Origin of the sequence: Paenibacillus sp. FSL P4-0081 (genome assembly GCF_000758565.1) — a bacterium.
Lineage (GTDB): Bacteria > Bacillota > Bacilli > Paenibacillales > Paenibacillaceae > Paenibacillus_AQ > Paenibacillus_AQ phytohabitans.
Genome location: NZ_CP009280.1, coordinates 7,249,140 through 7,268,123, shown reverse-complemented (window position 1 = coordinate 7,268,123; position 18,984 = coordinate 7,249,140). Strand labels below are relative to the sequence as shown.

The window sequence follows — 18,984 nt, the reverse complement described above, 5'->3', positions numbered from 1 at the left end:
ATCCAGTTGTGAAAGATATCCATTATTACCCGCAGACTGGTTAAATCAAGCAAACGTCAGGCACTATGCGCTGCAGCCGGAGCCGGAAACATCCGGGTGAACAGGAAACGGGTCAGCGGACCGACAACAATCAGCTGCAGCGGCAAGGCACAGATGAAGTTGAGTCCCAGGATAGAGAAGTAATGACGGAAGAAGTTGTCCCCGAATCCGAAGTGTGCTAGTGTGCCATATAGAGACATGAGGATAACCATTCCGCAGACCATGAAGCATGAGATCGTCAGTACTTTCTTGATCATCGGGGCGGAAGGCTTTACGATTTTGAAGGCCAGGCCTTTGGCGATTTTACTGACCACAACAATATCGCAGAACAAGGCAACGGCAAGTGCCGGCAGCAGACCAATCGCCACATCGGCGAACAGCCTGTTATTGAATCCGTTAGAGATGATTACATTATAAAAAGACATGAAAACGACCATGAAAAAGCACATGAGGCTGGTGAAAATTAAAGCTTCCTTTTTATTGCTGCCCATTTCTCAAACTCCCTTAAATATAAGTTTTTCAAACCTCACTTATAGTAGCAGGGGGCGGAGTTATTGTCAACCTAGTTGACAATTATCGATCTAGATCCAATGCACCTTAAGACTAGATCTAACACAAGCAGCTGGTTAATGGAGGGCGGAACAAGCATTGGATATTACGGGCGGGTGGGTGGAGAGACAGGTGAGTGGACAAGCGGACGGGTGGGCAGGCGGGTGTGTGGACAAGCGGAGGGGGCAGGCGGTTGTGTGTGGACAAGCGGACAGACGGATTGGCAGCAAGGGGTACCCGGATGGTTCTGCGGCTGGCTAAGCGAGCGGACTTAAGTTCACCTGTGAAGACAGGCCCAAAATGTTGTACGTAGTGCAACTTGGACCTATGGCTCCTGACGGATTCGTAAGGATTGTTGTATGAAATACAAGAATTACTCCGTCTAGGCGCTTGAATAAGGGAGGAATGCTGCCTTTTATACAACAATTTTCGAATAATCCCGATATTGTGAGGAGAATGTTGTATTTTGTGCAGGATTTTAGTTAGCAACTTAAGCTCAGCTCATAAAATTAGATTTTACGCTAAATTGCATGTATAGATTGGAGGCCTTAATGATGAAAGAGTATATCCTTGGTTTGAACCTGGTCGATTTAATCAGCGAGAAGCACAAGGTTCTGCGGGACAGGGTGAATATGGCGAGCGGGGAGAAGCTCAATAAGACCGAAACACATATTCTTGCAATGCTTGAGCTGCATGTCATGCTGTCCATTTCGGAGATTAGCAGGCTGATCAGCATTTCCCGCCAGGGGACGCAGAAAACGATCAACAATCTGCTGGCTGGAGGGTATGTGGACACGGCCATTGTAGAGGGGAACAGCCGGGACAAGCATATCGTGCTTACTCCGCGGGGGGCTGAGGTGTGCAGGAGTATGCTGGAGATCAAGCAGGATATTGAGTCTGAGATAGCGGCCCGGATCGGCAAGGATCAGATGGAGGTATTGCGGAAGCTGCTTACAGAGGATTGGCTCTAAGATTACTGCTACTACGGGTACTACAGGGCGTCCAGGCAGATTCATGGTTTGTCACGGTTTGTCACGGTTAGAATGGCGTTAATCCAAGGTTCCCGGAGGCTTCCGGCGGGCCTGTTTGTGTTGCCTGCGAATGAATCCGGTCCTGGGAGGTGTACATTCGGCTAGTTGCAGCAGAGAAAATGCACACGTTAAAATTTCTTGGAATTCAAGACATGAAAGCGCTATAATTGAAAATGATTACATATTTGAAGGAGCCTATCTATGAAAAAGGGCAGGATGTTTTATAAGATTTTCATTCCTATTCTGGTGCTTGGCATCGGCCTGGTCATCAGCTTCGGCAGTTATATTTATATGACAACCAACCATTCTGTTATCGAGCGGGTCGCAGACGGCAAGAAGAGCCTGATTAACCAGATTAAGAATACGCTTGAGCAAAAAATTGAAACCATTGAATATGCCTTCAATACGTACAGCACTACGAATTCCTTCAGCGAAGTCATCCGGAATCCGATTACTGAATCAGACTTTCAGGCATACCGCAATGTCAACACACAGTTGAATTATATTGCCTCCCTGGGGATGGACGGTGTGGAGTATTCACTGATCAGCCTGGAGCAGAATTGGCAGATCTCCAATGGGCGGCTTACCTATTTAAACGGCGAAGACCGGAAGAGCCTGTACGAGAGTTATATCGATAATCAAAAGCAGTCGCTCTTCTGGATCAAGACTGATAAGGGCATCCGTTTTGTGAACACGCTGCCGGTCTTCTCCCAGACGAAGCAGGCGATTGCTTTATCCGATATCTCACTTCAGTCGCTCCGGCGTACTCTGCAGACGGAAGACAACACGCCTGTATTTCTGCTGAACCGGCAAGGGGATATACTCTATGAACCGGACCCGGCATCGGGAGAGAATCTGTTGACCGAAGAACAGCTCAGCCGGGTTACGAAGCTTGCAGGTACCGGCGGACCGGCGGGCATTGTGCCGCTGGAGAGGGCTAATCATCAGAAGATTAAAGCCATCTATGCGAAGTCTTCCTATAACAATTGGATCTATGTGACGCTGCTGGAACAGAAGGAGATCTCGGATGCGCTGAAGGCTACAAGGTTCGGCCTGATTATGATGATCCTGATGATTACGCTGCTGATTGTGGCTGTAGCTTATAGTACGGCACTTCATTTCACCAGGCGTATCCAGAAGATCCAGCGGAAGCTCGCCGGGGAGGGCCAGCCCGCGCCCAAGGATGAGATTGACTGGATTATTACGTCGATTGATACGATCCTGTCGGAGAAAGAGAGTCTGGAGGGGCTGCTGGAGCAGGAGATGCCGCAGCTGGAAACCCAGTGTATCCTGAACCTGTTCCGGGGCAGCATGTCGGCGGAAGAGCTGGAGCATAATATGGCCCGCTTCGGGTATTCGCTTACGGAGCATACGCATTTCGCCACGATGCTGATCCAGCTCGATAATTACGGGGAACGTCAGGCCAACGATAAGAATCTGCTGCTTGTTGCCGTGAACAAGCTGGTGGAAGAGCTGGTTCCGGCTTCGCGGAGAATGATTCCGATTCTGCTCAATGACAAGACGCAGGCAACGATCCTGGTCTTTGAGGGTGCAAGCGAGCAGGAGAACCGCAAGCAGGTCCTGGAGGATGCCAAGCGGATCATCAAGACCGTGAGGGACCTGCTCAAGCTCTCGGTCAGCGTCGGCATCAGCCGGTTCTACACCGACCTGACCGGCAGCAGGGAAGCCTGCGAGATGAGCAAGCAGGCGCTGCATCACCGGCTGAATCTGGGGAAGGAATCGATTATCTTTTATGAGGATATCTCGCAGGTGATTTCAGGCCCGGTGCTGCTGCATTACCCTTCGGAGCTGGAATCGCAGCTATTCGATGCGATCCGCCTTGGTGATGAAGAACGTGTATCCCGTTCACTCTATCCGCTGCTCGGGGAGATGATGAAGCACAGCAAGAACCCGCTCAACTTCGAGGTTACCCTGATCCGCTTCGTGAACAACCTGATTCAGCTGGAACAGCTGATCGGTGTAGAGGTGCTGCTGACCCAGGATAATTACGCCCTGTACCACCGGCTGCTGGATATCCGCAATCCGGAAGAGATTGAACGCATCCTGGTGAAAGAGGTTATTCACCCGATGGTAACCTGCATGAAGGAGAAGACCACCCGCCAGTTCCGCGGCCTGTCTGACCAGATTGCGGGTATCGTACGGACGGAATATGATCAGGAGCTGTCACTTGAGCTGATCGGCGAGCGCCTGCATTACAGCCCGAACTACTTGAGCAGTATCTTCAAGAAGGAGTTCGGGATGACCTTCAGCGAATATCTGATGGGCTACCGGCTGGAGACGGCCAAAAAATGGCTGGCAGAAAGCGATATGACGGTCAAAGAGATCGGCGAACGTCTCCAGTATCATAATCCGCAGAACTTCATCCGCTCCTTCCGCAAGAAGGAGCATGTCACCCCGGGTGCTTACCGGGCGATGAAGCAGGAGAAATAACAAGGCCTACGGACAGCAAACAGCCAGCCCCCGGTGAAGAGGGCTGGCTGTTTCGTTTATCCGGCAAGGTAAGCCTCTATATACTCTGGCCATAACTTGAGCCCGGGCTGGTCAGCCTTTGACCGCTCCCAGCATGGCACCTTTGGTGAAGTGCTTTTGCACAAACGGGTAGGCTGCCAGCATAGGCACAGTAGCGACTACAATCACGGCCATTTTAATCGTCTGGGCCGGCGGCACAATATCCACTGAGGCGTTGTCCCCCTGCATCCCGCTGGACACGATAACAATCTGGCGCAGCAGCACCTGAATCGGCCACTTGACCGAATCATTGATGTACAGGACAGCAGTCATATACGTGTTCCAATAGGCCACGCCGTAGAATAAGGACAGGGTAGCAATGGAAGGCAGCGCCAGCGGCAGCATGATTTTAAAGAGTACACCAAAATCATTGGAGCCGTCGATCTTGGCCGATTCCTCCAGTCCTTCCGGCAGCGCCTGGAAGAAGTTGCGCATAATGATCAGATTGAAGGCGTTGACCGCTGACGGGATAATCATGGACCCGTAGGTGTCGATCAGCCCGAACATTTTGACCACCAGAAAGGTTGGAATCATTCCTCCGCTGAACAGCATGGAGAAGACCACTACGAAGTTAATGAAATCTCTGCCTGCCAGATATTTGCGGGATAAGCCATAAGCCATCAGTGTGGTAAGAATCATACTGAATACCGTTCCGGCGGCCGTGACCCCGATAGACACGCCGAGGCCTCTAAAAATAGTAGGGGTAGACAGGATGAAACGGTAAGCATCCAATGAAAAGGTGGCAGGGAACAAGACGAACTTCTTCTCCACAACCTCCTGGGTCGAAGCAAAGGAGCTGGCAAAAACGTTAATAAAGGGAAAAAGGCAGATCAGGGCAATGAGTGCCAGCAGGGTGGTATTGACGATGGTGAACAGTCGGCCGCCCACCGTTTCTTTTTTGAATGATGATGTAGATTGCGCCATGCGGTTATCCTCCTTGTAATCGTTTCAATGACACTGTAACAAGGCGGATTCATTCCGTATATAATCATTAGCTACGGCTTTGCCGGAGGTCAGAATAGGGGGAGCAGCAGGCTATAATCTTTATCCATGATGGGTATCCCTGCAAGGGGTGATGCTCCGGCAAAGCTTGCAGCGGCGCGGTTTAACCGGTCAGAGTAGGTAATGATTATATACGTAATCCGCTAACAATCTTAAGCTTGAGGCGTAAAGAAACGCGTTCAAGGAGGCCGAGCTGGTGAAGGAAGCAAATATCGCCGTGATGGAATCAAACCCGTCAATGGCAAGGAAGAAGCGGAGCGGACACAGTCTGCTGAGTCTAAAAAGAAACAAGCTGTTATATCTGATGATCCTGCCGGGGTTTGTGTATTTTGTAATCTTTAAGTACCTGCCGATGGGCGGACTGGTGATCTCCTTTCAGGATTATCAGCCGTACCTTGGCATTGGAGGAAGCCCGTGGGTCGGATTTAAGCATTTTGTCCGCCTGTTCACGGAGCCAACCTTCCTTATGCTGCTCAGGAATACACTGATCCTGTTTGCGCTGAATTTGGTGATCTTTTTCCCCCTGCCGATTATACTCTCGCTGATGCTGAATGAGGTCCGCAGCAAGATGTTCAAGAATGTGGTGCAGACGATCATTTATATTCCGCATTTCCTGTCATGGGTAATTATCGTATCCATCTCCTATGTATTCATGAATGTGGACGGCGGGGTGCTTAACGAGGCTATTGCCGCACTCGGCGGCCAGAAGATCAGCTTCCTTACTTCCCCGGAGTGGCTGCGCGTCATCTATATCGGACAGATTATCTGGAAAGAGCTGGGCTGGTCGACCATCATCTATCTGGCGGCGATTACGGTAGTAGACACCCAGTTATACGAAGCAGCAGAAATGGACGGGGCGGGAAGGCTGCGCAAAACGTGGCATGTCACGCTGCCGGCGATCCGTCCGGTAATCATCACCCTGCTAATCCTCAAAATCGGGCATACGCTGGATCTTGGCTTTGAGCATATGTATCTGCTGATCAACTCTCTGAACCGTGAAGTGGGGGAAATCTTTGATACCTATATTTACACCGCCGGTCTGAAGAACGGTCAACTCAGCTTCAGTACAACCGTTGGCCTGTTCAAAGGGGTTGTTGGTCTGATTCTCGTCATGCTGTCGAACAAGCTGGCCAAAAAGATGGGCGAAGACGGAGTTTACTGATTAGGTGTACCTCACTGTAATGCAAACGATGAATTCTTGCTCCCCGTTAGCGGGGGAGAGGAAGATACAGGCTAGTCCAACAATCCGAAAAGGGGAAAAGGTATGAACAAAAAAGTTAGCAAATTAGCAGTGCTTGCTGTTAGCGGGGCTCTGGTACTGAGTGCATGCGGCAACAAGGAGCCGGCAAATTCGGGGCAGGCTGCAAATACAGCCGGGAATGAAGCCGGGAAGGCGGCACCCGCAGCAAAGACAAAAATCAGCTGGATGAACATTCTCCATTCCACCACGCCGCCGACCGATACCGTGCTCAATAAAATCGAGGAGATAACGAATACCGAGCTTGATTTCTCCTGGGTCCCGGACGCCTCCAAAGAGGAACGGATCAATACGGCGCTTGCTTCCGATTCACTTGCGGATATCGTCACACTTACGCTTTTGGAGAATTCCTCGGTGCGCAATGCCTTGAAGGCCGGTGTATTCTGGGATGTCGGTCCTTACCTGGATGAATTCCCTAATCTCGCAGCGATCTCGCAGGATATGCGAACCTCAGCTTCAATAGAAGGTAAGCTGTACGGTATCCCGATGGTGAAGGATATTGCCAGAAACGGCGTTATTCTCCGCAAGGACTGGCTGGATAAGCTCGGACTCCAGGTACCCCAAACAACAGATGAATTAATGCAAGTAGCGAAAGCGTTCACAGAAGAAGACCCGGATGGGAATGGTTCGAAAGATACAACGGGCTTCATTGACCGGAGCGATCTGGTATTCGGTGCATTCAAAACGCTGGGCTCCTATTTCGGGACTCCGAGCAGCTGGGATGTGGATGATAGCGGTAAAGTTACGCCGGAGTTCGAGTCTGAGGGCTATGTTAAGGCGATGGAATACATGAAGGAGCTGTACAAGGGCGGTTACATCAATCAGGATTTTGCAGTAACGGCCAAGACGGACCAGCAGCAGGGCTTCGCCCAGGGGAAGGCGGGTATTTATGTAGGAGCGCTCTTTGACAGCAAGAACCTGCTTAATCTGGCCAAAGGCATTCAGGATCAAATGGAGCTTGTGATGGTGAACAATATTACCTCCACCGGCAATGAGGCTGACCGGGCCATCTGGAGCTCAAGCAACGGCGTCGGCGGCCTGCTCTCCTTCCCTAAATCGGAAGTCAAGGATGAAGCGGAGCTCAAGCAAATCCTGCAATTTGTTAATGATATCATGTCGGAGGAAGTATTTGCGCTGATGACTTACGGAATCGAAGGTGTGCATTACACGATTGATGCAGACAAAGCAGTGACTATAACGAATACAGAGCTGTGGCAGCAGGAAGTGCAGCCGTTCTCTTCCTCGCGTCCTAAGGAGCCCGGTTATACTATTCATGATGCCGATCCGCTCCGGACAGAAGCGGCCCGTCTGATTCTTGAGAACGAAAAGTATGCAGTGCTTAATCCGATGTATTCCCTTGAATCCCCTACCTTCTCCTCGGAGGGATCTGAGCTGCAGAAGATCATTACAGATGCAACGTATAAGTTCATTCTTGAAAAAATTGATCTCGGCGGATTTAAGCAGGAGGTTGAAAAATGGCGTAAATCCGGCGGCGATGCCATCATCTCCGAATATGAAGCCGCTTTTAAAGCTGTAAACGGCTGATTGCTGAAAATAAAAGCGGATAGGAGCAACAATGGACGAAGCGGAATGCCTGCTTCGTCTTTTTGCCGTGGTTTTGGCAGCAGGGGTAAGCGTGGTTTCGGAAGTATGTGCAGTTAATAGAGAAAATATGCAGATTGTATTCTTAAAAACCGGAAATGTCTATGGTATCTGCACCTATACAGAATGTTATAAAAGGATTAAGGTATTAACCAGGCGGCGCAGCAAATGTCTCCATCCAGTTATAGGCCAGATTATAATTGAGCGCCAAGGGTAATATAACTTTAAAAAAAAGTCGGTGAGCTGAGATGATGTCTTCGGTAAAAAGATTCCTGATTGGACGGCCGCTGAAGTCGGATCAACTGGGCGAACAGAAATTAAACAAAACCAAAGCTCTTGCCATTCTATCCTCGGATGCCTTGTCTTCGGTTGCTTACGGTCCAGAGCAGATTCTGCTGGTGCTGATTACGATTAGTGCAGCAGCCTTCTGGTATTCCATTCCTATCGCTGTAGGGGTACTCGTGCTGCTGCTGGCGCTGATACTTTCCTACAGGCAGATTATTTTTGCTTATCCCCAAGGTGGCGGCGCCTATGTGGTATCCAAAGAGAACCTGGGCAAGTATCCGGGTCTCGTGGCCGGAGGCTCACTGCTCGTGGACTATATATTGACCGTGGCGGTAAGTGTATCGGCCGGAACAGATGCCATCACTTCAGCTTTCCCTAGTCTTCATCCTTATAATGTGATTATTGCCATCATCTTCGTCCTTCTGATTACGACACTGAATTTGCGGGGGGTCACCGAATCGGCGTCCTTCCTGGCCTATCCGGTCTATCTGTTCGTCCTTGCCATGTTTATCATGATCGGTCTTGGCTTGTTCAACATTGTGACCGGCAATGTGGCTGCCGAGCTGCATACCTCACTGGGTACACCGGTGGCTGGAGTGAGCTTGTTCCTGCTGCTCCGGGCATTCTCTTCCGGGAGCTCGGCGCTGACAGGGGTAGAGGCCATATCGAACGCCATACCGAACTTCAGGGCTCCGGCACCAAACAATGCAGCCAAGACACTTGCTGCGATGGGGATATTGCTGGCGCTGTTATTCTCAGGGATTGTCTTCCTGGCTTATTATTACGGGATTGCCCCGCGTGAAGAGGTCACGGTGGTTTCCGATATTGCCGAGCAGGTCTTCGGCCGGAACTTCATGTATTTCTTCGTTCAGGGGACCACGGCACTGATTCTGGTTCTGGCCGCCAATACCGGATATTCCGCGTTTCCGCTGCTGGCGGTGAATCTGGCCAAGGATAAATTCATTCCCCGGATGTTCACGGTCCGCGGCGACCGGCTGGGTTATTCTAACGGGATTCTCAGCCTCGGTATCCTGTCGATCATTCTGATCATTGCCTTCGAGGGACGGACTGAGCATCTGATTCCGCTGTATGCGGTAGGGGTATTTATTCCGTTCACGCTCTCGCAGACCGGGATGATGGTCAAATGGATCCGGCATAAGCCGGAGGGCTGGCTGCCCAAGCTGATCATCAATACGATCGGAGCGCTCATCAGCTTCATCGTAACCATTATGTTCTTCCTGACCAAATTCCCGCAAATCTGGCCGGTGCTGGTCTTCCTGCCGCTGATTATCCTGTTCTTCTACCGCATCCACAAGCATTATGAATCGGTGGCGGATCAGCTGCGGATCACCACCTGCGGCGAACCGCCGCTGGCGATCGAAGGGAATATCATTATTCTGCCGGTGGCCGGAATTACGCATGTAGTGGAGAACTCCCTGCGGTATGCCAAGTCGCTGGGTGCCGAACAGATTATTGCGGTCCACATTCCGTTTGAGCGGGAGGATGACGCCATATTCGAAGAGAAGTGGAAGAAATTCCATCCCGAGGTGCGGCTGGTGACGCTGTATTCGCCATACCGCAGCATCATTCATCCGCTGACGAAGTTCATCGATACCGTCCAGCGCAAAGCAAGCGAATCGAATTATCAGGTTACTGTAATCGTTCCGCAATTCATTCCGAAGAAAGGCTGGCATAACATCCTGCATAACCAATCCAGCCTGCTGATCCGCGCGCATCTGCTGTACCGCAGAAATGTAATTATTACTACTGTGCCTTATCATTTGAAAAAATAACTGCGTGATGCACGCAAAAAGCCCCCAGCCACGGATAACCGGTGGCTGGGGGTTTTATAAGCTTGAGGCTAATCTTGCTTTTCTCCCAACAGGAGCATATGGTAAGCTAAACTGTGACCTTCCGGATGATAGGAGATTCGCCTCGGGCAGGTTCGGTTAAGCAATAGCAACAGGCAGCGGATGGAGGGACAGTTGTTGAAAGTACGAGGCTTGAACGGATTCAAAGTTAAGACAGTGCTAATGATGATGATGCTTGTGCTGCTGCTCACGGGCTGCGCGCAGGGAACGGCCCATATGACGGTGAAGAAGAACGGTTCTCTCGATCTGGCCTTCAGCCTGCTGCTGGATTCCCGGGCGGAGAAGCTGGTCAGCGGTAAAATAGAGGAGCTCCTGACCACGCGGCTTGCGGCCGCAGGGATTGAGCTGAACAAAACGGCAAAGGGCAAATCCACAGAATATCAGTTTCGGAAATCCTATGCTTCGATCGAGGAGCTGCAGTCCAGCGGCAGTAGTCTTGATATTGTGGAGGCAGAGGTCGGGCAGACAGACAGATGGCTGTATACCCGTTACGATGTAGTGGCCCAGCCTAAGCTGAACGCTTATTCAGATGAAATTATTGATGGCATCGGCAGCTTAAGCGTACCTAAATCCCTTGTGCGGCTGCTAATGGGGACCTTCTCCGTTGATTTCAAATTAACGATTCCTTATGATCTGTACGGGCCTAATAATGCGGCGGAACAAGACGGCAATACCTTAACCTGGCATATTTCACTTGCGGATTCCGAGCCGCTGCGTCTGGCTGTATACGTGCCGGATATCAGGAATATTGCCATCGCTGGCGGCGGCCTCCTGCTGATTCTGGCCGTACTTATAACGTTCTTTATCCGGTCAAGAAAATCACGCAAGCTCAAATCCGCGCCTGAGGACCCTGCGCTTAATAATCATCGGGCACAGCCTTAGGCTTCGAGCTGAAGTTGTCGCGGTACTGGCCGGGGGTCATCCCTTCCTGCTTGCGGAACGAGCGGATGAAGTTCTGCGAGTTGTTGTATCTGAGGCGTGAGGCGATATCCTTCACCGGCATATCGGTTTCCTCCAGCCATTTCTTGGCCATTTTGAAGCGATACATTGTAAGGTAGTCACTGAAGTAATACTGGGTCTCCTTACGGAACACACTGCTGATATAGTTGGCGTTATAATGCAGCCGGGAAGCACATTCCTCCAGCGTCAGATCCTTGTCATACTCATGCTGGACGATGTCGATCAGCTTCTCGGAGATGTTATGATACTGGGCATTCTGCCTGCTGTGGAAGATGACGATGACCGGCTGGATGACGATGGTCCAGAACCAGTCTTCAATCTCCGCAACAATATGCAGATCGGTCAGCTCTTCGAACAATGAACCATTGGCATGATAGATCTGATTCAGCGTAATCCCCGATTCCTGCATCATAATGAGCGTATTGTTCAGCAGCCGTGTCAGCGGAATCTGGTATTCCTGCGGTGAGAGCCCCAGCGCAAAAATACACTTGAAAAGCTTATGCAGCAGTTCCTTCGCTTTGTCGCTGTCAGCCAGCTTGATGGCATCCATCAGGTCATTTTCGGTATGGGTAGGGTAGTTCAGATTGAGATAATGCTTGCCGGAGTTAATGTTCTCGTACTGGATGATGATGCCTTTGCCGAGCGTGATCCGGTGCTTCAAGGCTTCCAGGCCTTCCCTGTAGGCAATGGACATTTTATCAAAAGAGTGGAACGGCAGACTAAGCCCGATGCTGACCTGCAGCTTCAGGTAATTATTAATCTCCTGCTGCAGCTTCTCCGTCAAGGCATAGAGCGTACGGTGAAAAGATTCCGTATTGCCGTCACTGCTGCCAATTACGGTCGCCAGGGCATGCCCCATCATCACAGGGGTCAGCCTGTTATCCGCCGATACCAATTCCTCAATCATATTATGCGCCGCAAATAACAGCAGATTGAGATCCTTTTTCTCATAGCTGTTCTCCTCGGAGAAGTCGATGCTCAGCGTAATGACAGCCATCGTCTTCCATTCCTCCACCTGCTTGCGGTACCCGTATTGCTCCAGTTCCTCCAGCAGCTCACGTTTCCTCAGATTGCCCTGAAAGGCCTGAATCAGGAAGAAGGTCCGCACCTGCCCGATGTGCTGGCTGACCTCTTTCTCCAGCTGGGATTTGGATTGGAACAGGGAATGCACCTGCTCGCCGATGAGCTGGAATTCATCCGTATGCCTGGCCCGCAGGCTTGGGCGGCGTTGCCCCATCTGATTAAGCAGCCGTTCGATCGGAGTGTACATACGCCGGGAGCCCAGCCACGCCAGCAGCACTGACAGCAGCAGCATGAACGTACAGACAAATACCGTATAGGTGCCGATTTTGCCGGATTCGCGGGTCAGACTCTCAATGGAAGTTACCGACAGGTAGATCCAGCCGTTGAGCTGGGAGCGCATATAGGTTATGGAATAATCTTCTTTGTTGATTTCGGTCTTGAATTGCCCTGAGGGCTCGGCTGCTGCGGCAATCCGCTGGAAGCCCGTGAATCCCCCTGCTTCGGCGGGCTGGCCGATCAGGGTACGGTCAGGATGGAGCAGAATCCGTCCGGATTCGTCCAGCATAATAATGCTGTCCAGCGGCTGCACATCGGAGTTGATGAAGTCCTGGAGACTGCAGGCGGGAATATTGGCCATAGCGAGCCCGTATTTCTGGAGCTTGGTGGTCGGGAGCTTCTTAATCAGGCTGATGCTGTAATTGCACCCGGTAACGTTAATACTCTCTTCGCTGTAGAACAGGGAGGAGGGATTCAGCACCCAGGACGATGTGCCTTGAATATTCATCAGGTTCGTGAGCTGCTCGTAATTCTGGTATTCATTCAGGCGGTAGAGCCCGGAATTCTTGATCATCCAGTTCTGCCGCTGATTTAATAGAATGACATCCTCCAGCTTCGTATCGAAAGATTGCATGTTGCGGATTTCGTTTCTTATGTCATTATATAAAATGAAATCGGTTACATTTAGCGGATTATTGAGCGCTTTTTTCAGCACAGAAGAGTTCACTACCTGGTTCAAGGTCTGGTTGACAGTGGTAAGCTTATGTTCTACATTTGAGGTAATTTGTAAAATAAGTTCCATTTTGCTTTCGTTAACATTTTTTTGAATTTCCTTGGAGGATGTGAAATAAGAGAAAGAACCAATGAACAGCACCGGCAGGATGCTGATTGCAAACGCGAACATCGTTAATTTACTTAGAAAGCTTAAGGATTTCACTAGATTCAGCACCTTTGTATGAGTAGTCGTAATCACTGCTTTAAGTGTATGCATCACGAAGGATAATAACAATAATCATCTGGTGCCGCAATAATCATTTTCTCTAATAATCACTACACATGCTAAATTATTCAATAAATAGGGCCTTATTGTATATAAATATTTCGATTATAGGAGGTTATGATATGTTCAAAGGATTGGCAGGCAGGCAGGTGACTCTTATATGCTGCTCTATTCTACTACTCTCGTTCGGTTTATTAAGTGCTTGCAGTGAGGGGCAATCTTCCCTTTCAGATACTGCCGGAGAGAAGCCGTCCATCTCGATTCTTGCGCCGCTGCATTTCCCGCAGACCCCGTCCAAGGATCTTATCGCCGAGATTGAGAGACTGACCGGGACGCAGCTGAATATTACCTGGGTGCCGGAGGGCGTGTACACGGACAAAATGAATACGGCGCTGACCACCGGTGCCCTCGGCAAAGTTACATTTGTGAAATTCACCGATTATAATCTGGTCAAGAACATGATCCGTTCCGACGCTTTTTGGGAGATTGGACCGTACTTGGAGGAGTTCCCGAATCTGCGCCAGCTGGATGCTTCTATCCTTAAGCAGACCACGGTGGACGGGGGGATTTATGGCCTCTATACGGAAAGACCTGCTTCCAGGCAGGGGATTATAATCCGTAAGGACTGGCTGGAGCATCTGCACCTGAGTCCGCCGGGGACGCTGGATGAGCTGTACGAGGTGATGAAACAGTTCACCTATAATGATCCGGACGGGAACGGCAAAGCCGATACCCTCGGACTGGTAGACCGCAATGACCTGGTGTACGGGGTATTTAAGACGTTAAGCTCCTATTTCGGCACGCCGAATAACTGGAAGATTGAGAACAACCGGTTTATTCCGGAATTCGCCACCTCTGAATACATGGACACAATGAATTTCATGCGCAAATTATATAACGAGGGGATTATCAACCAGGATTTCGCCCTGACGAGCAAGGATGTACAGCGGGATAAGTTCATCCGCGGGACGGCAGGGATATTCATCGGGAGCATGACAGACGTGCAGCGGCTCTCGATTGAGGCCAAGGCAATTAATCCCCAGGCGGAGCTTACCCTGATTAACCGGATTAAGGGGCCGGACGGGTACAAGGTATGGTCGATTCCCAAGTACAACGGCCTGTATCTTTTCTCCAAAAAAGCCATTGCCACAGAGCAGGAACTGAAGCAGGTGCTCGGGTTCTTTGACCGTACGATGGATAAGGATGTAGCCAACCTGATGGTGTACGGCTTCGAGGGCCGGCATTATCAGCTCGATGGGGAGGGGAAGGTGATCCTTCCAGAGGAAACCTCCCAGCTGCGCGTATTCGAGGTGAATCCGCTCTATTCCCTGATGATTGCCGATATCGGTAACAAGAACATTATGGAGGTCGCGCAGAAGGAGCAGCTGACGGCCCTTGCCGACCAGCTGAGCCAGGATAATGAGCAGTTTCTGGTCGATGACCCGGCAGTACGTTTAACCTCCGCTACCTATGATGAGAAGAACGCCGAGCTGTCGGCCATTATCGTAGATGCTACCTACAATTATATTCTGGGCAATATCGATGCGGACGGATTCGCCGGAGAGGTTGAGAAATGGCAGACCAGCGGCGGCAGTATGATCATCCAGGAATATACGGAGGCGGAGGCGAAGGCGCGGGCTAGTGAGGAATAATTGGTAAAAGTACATATTTAAGCTTGTCCACCCTAATTCTAACTGGTATATTTTGTATAACGAATAAGGTATTATCAGTTATCACAAATATGGTTAGAAAGGTGGTTATGAATTGAGGGCAATGAACACGATATTATCAGAACTGGAAGATTACTTGAAAAGAGAAGCTTTGACGATAACCCAATTCGCCAGGCATTCCCAGCTTCATTCCGGGACACTCAGTAATATCGTTCATGGGCACCGGCCCATTGCGATGCAGCAGCTTGACCGGATCACCCGGGCGATGGGGCGGGAGGAAGGCTTCTTCTATGACTTGTATATCGATAATTATATTATCGAAGGTTCTTCAGACTGGCGCAGAATTGGCCCGCTGCTGCTCCGCTGTGCAGATCTGGACAAGCTGGACAGCATTCAGAGAATCGCCCGCCATATTATGGACAACCTGATGTACGCTCCCCTGTTGTTTGATACGGCGGAGGAACTGTTCACTGCCGGGAAAATGGAGGCAGCCGCCGCAATCTATGAGATTGTTGCCGAAGGCGAACGCTTCCAGCATTCCGAACGGCTGGCGCTATGCCAGTATAGGTTATTTATGATTTCAATCAGTGATGATCAAGACAAGAACCTGCGGATAGCTAACCGGTTCGAGCCCTTCGTTGAGCGGTTGGATGAAGTGGACCAGCTGGATGCACTCAAAGAGCTTGCCAATACATACCGTTCCTTGCAGCGCTGGGACAAGGTCGATGAATTTGCCGCCAAAATGGGCCATAAGGCCAGAATTCAATATGATATGAAGGAACGCCCCCAACGGAGAACCTCCGAGCGCATCAAACATCCCGGTAGACCCTTGTTTTTCTATATAGCGTACAGTAACCTGCTTCGTGCTAATGTGTGTGATGAGCTTGGTGATTATGAGCAGGCCTTGGCCTACACCCATGCATATGCAGATCTAGGTTGGGTAAAGGAGCAGGGAGATGAGGTAGAGCATTGGAAGAACCTGTTTATGGAGTGGTCCAAAGCTAATGTTTGTTTAACCAGGCTGCTGAGCGGGGACTCTACGGTAATTGGGCAATATGCTGCCTATATCGACTCGCAACGGGAGGAAAGACTAACCGGATTATTATATATTCTGAAGGCTGCCAATAAATATAACCTTAATGTTGACGATACCTTGCAGCAGTTTAAGCAGGAAATCGAAGAGAGTGTTAATGATCTGGTCCAGGGGAGATACTCCCGGAAATTAGTGTTGGACCGGCAGGCGAATCTGTTGCTGGAATTGGCCAATTATTTTCTGGTTAAAGGGGAATATGACAGCGGCTTGGAATTTCTCTCTAAATCGGTTAAGAAGTATCAGGGAATAAATGATGAAAAGTATAAGATTCTCGGCGCATTGACCAAGATCCTCAAGCAATCCGGTAGCAGTGCGGGATGATAAAGGGGTGAACAAAAAGACCGTAGCTGCTGAAGGGGCAACAGTTCCAAAGTCCTTCTTCATGCCCATTCCAGCCCCACACAGAAGCCTGCGGCGGGGCTTAACTGTATATATACTTTGTCATAGAGGGTAAAGGGGTCATGCGTGGTATACTTATAACTAATTTACCATAATTGACCAAGGGAGTAGTTATAATGTCGAAACATCGCTTGTTTGCTCTACCATTAATCTTAATTGTCCTTATTAATCTGGTAGCAGGTACAGCACATGCCGCGCCAGTCAAACCGGCAAATCCTAAATTCACGGAAGTCTCGATTTCGTTGATCACAGGGGCAAAAACTGATCTGACCACAAAGCTGAAATCATCAGCCAAAGTGGCCTATCTCTTTACCAGCAGCAATGCAAAGATTGCATCGGTCACTGCTGCCGGTGTGGTAACTGGAATCGCACCCGGCAAGGCGACGGTTACTGCTACGGTCTCCCAGAAAGGGTACAGCGGCAAAGCAAGCATTGTTATTCAAGTAGCAGCAGCGGCCAAGAGTGGCAGTACGGCTAATGTATCGGCTAAACCCGTTGTTTACAAAGATATGGTGCTGCTGGATACCGACATCCGCAAGGGCTTGCAGACCTTATATAAGAAGGATTATGCCAAGCTGACAGCGGATGAAGCCGCTCAACGCGATAAGCTGATGAATATCGACCGCCAGCAATTGTTAGCGGGCTTACAGTCACTGGTTATAAAGGCAGCTCCAACGTGGTCAGCAAGTATGGTGCAGGATTTCGCCGCCCATAACCTTGAGGGCAATATCAAAGACATTGCGGCCTTGTTCTCCAAAGCCGATTCAGACAAAGCTTCGCAGACAGCAGCATTGGAGATACTCAAATCCTTCAAGACGGATAAAGCGCTGAAAGCTTTCGGTAATTTGCTGATGTCTTCAGCAGATGCGGATCTGAGATACAGCCTCGCTTATCTGATTAGCACGTTTGAAGGGAACTCAGAAGCGCTCTCGATTCTGATCAACGCTAATTTCAAGGAGACGGATAGCAAGACGCGGACCAATATTGCGGCTTCTTTAATCCCGGTGGCCGGAAAGAACCCGGATATGATTAATAGTGTCATACTCATTTATGGACAACTCCCGGATGCGGAGAAATCCCAGTTCTCAGGATTCTTTGCCTATGATGCTACCCGGACAGAATTGTACAAGGCTTGGAAAACCGTCTTGAACGATAACCTCCAATCCCCTGTTGATGCACTCAAGGACGCTTCTGGTTTCCTCTTGAACGATTTGATGAAATATCCGCATTTCCAGAATTAAAGAGTTAGGAATATAAAAGCATCTGTAGCGACAGGCATTCGCGAAATAGCGGTAGTCCAGGACCTTATTACATCCTTGGGCTGCCGCTATTTGCATAGGGAATCCGCTGAATTGGCTGGTTTTTATCTAAAAATTTTCACGTGATCTTGATTTTCTTTCCCAATATTGCAGGGCTTATCCATGTATGACATACTCATCAGCAAATGGTTCACTCTATTGAACGGGTGAGCGGGATGAGAGGGGGAGTGACATGGATAAGCAGCAAGCTGTCCGGTTAATCAAGGAAGATTTTCAAAATGTGCCAGAAAATATTGCCGGCCATCGGGAATGCTACACGCCAGTCGATTATTACAGCACTTATGGAGACTACCTGTAAGAACGGCCTGCGTGTAGGCGAGATTACGGAACTGACTCATCTGTCGCGTCCGGCGGTGTCCCATCAACTTAGAATTCTAAGAGAGGCTGGTATCATATGGTTAGAGAGGAAGGGGCTAAGAATTACTATTTTATGGATGTCAGAATCAACCTCGGTACGCTGAAAAATGTGGTAAACCATCTCGATGAGTTCATTGAACGGTTTTATTAGACAAAAGCGGAGGTTCCATCATGAAAGCAATGGTTATCGAAAAATACGGACAAACCCCGCTGGTGTTAGCCGAACGTCCAGTGTCTGAAGCGGGTGAGCATGAGGTGCTCGCGGAAATCCATGCGGCAAGTATAAATCCGATCGACTTCAAAATCCGGGATGGTAAAGTGCGGATGTTATTGAAATATGAGATGCCGCTTATTTTGGGCAATGATTTCTCGGGTGTGGTTATCCAGGTGGGGATAGGGTGAAGAAATTCAGGGTAGGTGATGAAATCTACGGCCAGCCCGGAAAAAGCAGAATCGGCACCTTCGCCGAGTATATTTCTGTTCATAGATGATATCGCGTGATGCCCGGCAGCCTTACCTTCGAATAGTTTCTCCGCAAATGCATCTACAACATAATATTTCATATACCCGTCCCCAAGAAAATGAAATTAAATACCATTTAACCGTATCCTCGTATGGTTTACGACTCTGTACTATACAACGCGTGAAGAATCTAATCCAACAAGCAAACGGCAGACGGCATTCTCATCGCCCCATTGTGCCGCTGTACAACTGCCCCAGT

The 18,984-nt window shown here is 49.7% G+C and carries 14 protein-coding genes and 2 pseudogenes; 13 read left to right on the top strand and 3 right to left on the bottom strand.

Going from position 1 to position 18,984, the window contains the following annotated elements:
* Positions 1-56 precede the first annotated feature (56 nt).
* Positions 57-530 carry a DUF2798 domain-containing protein gene (locus P40081_RS30790; protein ID WP_042139887.1) on the bottom strand — a complete coding sequence of 158 codons (474 nt, stop codon included), beginning with the start codon at positions 528-530 and terminating at the stop codon, positions 57-59.
* A 138-nt stretch (positions 531-668) separates the two neighbouring features.
* Between P40081_RS30790 and P40081_RS38845 the strand changes: the two genes are divergently transcribed.
* From P40081_RS38845 to P40081_RS30780, 3 genes are all read left to right on the top strand, one after another.
* Positions 669-863, top strand: a complete 195-nt coding sequence (locus tag P40081_RS38845; protein ID WP_156118737.1) for a hypothetical protein — start codon at positions 669-671, stop codon at positions 861-863.
* A 276-nt stretch (positions 864-1,139) separates the two neighbouring features.
* Positions 1,140-1,559: a MarR family winged helix-turn-helix transcriptional regulator gene (locus P40081_RS30785; RefSeq protein ID WP_231575225.1), complete on the top strand. Its 420-nt coding sequence runs from the start codon at positions 1,140-1,142 to the stop codon at positions 1,557-1,559.
* Between the two features lie 261 nt (positions 1,560-1,820).
* Entirely contained in the window at positions 1,821-4,070 is a 2,250-nt protein-coding gene (locus P40081_RS30780; RefSeq protein ID WP_042139883.1) for a helix-turn-helix domain-containing protein, read from the top strand.
* A gap of 111 nt (positions 4,071-4,181) precedes the next feature.
* On the opposite strand, the gene P40081_RS30775 is transcribed toward P40081_RS30780, so the two are convergent.
* Complete coding sequence (locus P40081_RS30775; protein ID WP_042139882.1) at positions 4,182-5,072, bottom strand: carbohydrate ABC transporter permease; 891 nt, start codon at positions 5,070-5,072, stop codon at positions 4,182-4,184.
* 316 nt (positions 5,073-5,388) lie between these two features.
* Here P40081_RS30775 and P40081_RS30770 point away from each other — a divergent pair, with 316 nt between their 5' ends.
* The 5 genes from P40081_RS30770 to P40081_RS30755 all read left to right on the top strand — a co-directional run bounded on the left by P40081_RS30770 (position 5,389) and on the right by P40081_RS30755 (position 11,048).
* Positions 5,389-6,312: an ABC transporter permease gene (locus tag P40081_RS30770; RefSeq protein ID WP_371916330.1), complete on the top strand. Its 924-nt coding sequence runs from the start codon at positions 5,389-5,391 to the stop codon at positions 6,310-6,312.
* A gap of 102 nt (positions 6,313-6,414) precedes the next feature.
* On the top strand, positions 6,415-7,953 hold the full coding sequence (locus P40081_RS30765; RefSeq protein ID WP_042139881.1) for an extracellular solute-binding protein: 1,539 nt from the start codon (positions 6,415-6,417) through the stop codon (positions 7,951-7,953).
* A 31-nt stretch (positions 7,954-7,984) separates the two neighbouring features.
* On the top strand, positions 7,985-8,227 hold the full coding sequence (locus P40081_RS38840) for a hypothetical protein (protein ID WP_144026232.1): 243 nt from the start codon (positions 7,985-7,987) through the stop codon (positions 8,225-8,227).
* Positions 8,228-8,258: 31 nt separating this feature from the next.
* Positions 8,259-10,088, top strand: coding sequence for an APC family permease (locus P40081_RS30760; RefSeq protein ID WP_042139880.1), 1,830 nt, complete (start codon positions 8,259-8,261; stop codon positions 10,086-10,088).
* A gap of 192 nt (positions 10,089-10,280) precedes the next feature.
* A complete protein-coding gene (locus P40081_RS30755) occupies positions 10,281-11,048 on the top strand; it encodes a hypothetical protein (protein WP_197074301.1) in 768 nt (255 codons plus the stop codon).
* Here the strand turns inward: P40081_RS30755 and P40081_RS30750 are convergent.
* A complete protein-coding gene (locus tag P40081_RS30750) occupies positions 11,023-13,362 on the bottom strand; it encodes a helix-turn-helix domain-containing protein (RefSeq protein ID WP_042139878.1) in 2,340 nt (779 codons plus the stop codon). The two genes, P40081_RS30755 and P40081_RS30750, sit on opposite strands and share 26 nt — an antisense overlap.
* Before the next feature lie 185 nt (positions 13,363-13,547).
* Here P40081_RS30750 and P40081_RS30745 point away from each other — a divergent pair, with 185 nt between their 5' ends.
* The 5 genes and pseudogenes from P40081_RS30745 to P40081_RS30725 all read left to right on the top strand — a co-directional run.
* Complete coding sequence (locus P40081_RS30745) at positions 13,548-15,077, top strand: extracellular solute-binding protein (RefSeq protein WP_042139877.1); 1,530 nt, start codon at positions 13,548-13,550, stop codon at positions 15,075-15,077.
* 112 nt (positions 15,078-15,189) lie between these two features.
* Positions 15,190-16,509 (top strand): helix-turn-helix domain-containing protein, encoded by a 1,320-nt coding sequence (locus P40081_RS30740; RefSeq protein ID WP_042139875.1) that lies wholly within the window; start codon positions 15,190-15,192, stop codon positions 16,507-16,509.
* Between the two features lie 194 nt (positions 16,510-16,703).
* Positions 16,704-17,828 (top strand): Ig-like domain-containing protein, encoded by a 1,125-nt coding sequence (locus P40081_RS30735; RefSeq protein WP_042139874.1) that lies wholly within the window; start codon positions 16,704-16,706, stop codon positions 17,826-17,828.
* Between the two features lie 250 nt (positions 17,829-18,078).
* A pseudogene (locus P40081_RS30730) lies at positions 18,079-18,414 on the top strand (ArsR/SmtB family transcription factor).
* A gap of 20 nt (positions 18,415-18,434) precedes the next feature.
* Positions 18,435-18,748, top strand: a pseudogene (locus P40081_RS30725) (alcohol dehydrogenase catalytic domain-containing protein); the annotation flags it as partial.
* Between the last annotated feature and the right edge of the window lie 236 nt (positions 18,749-18,984).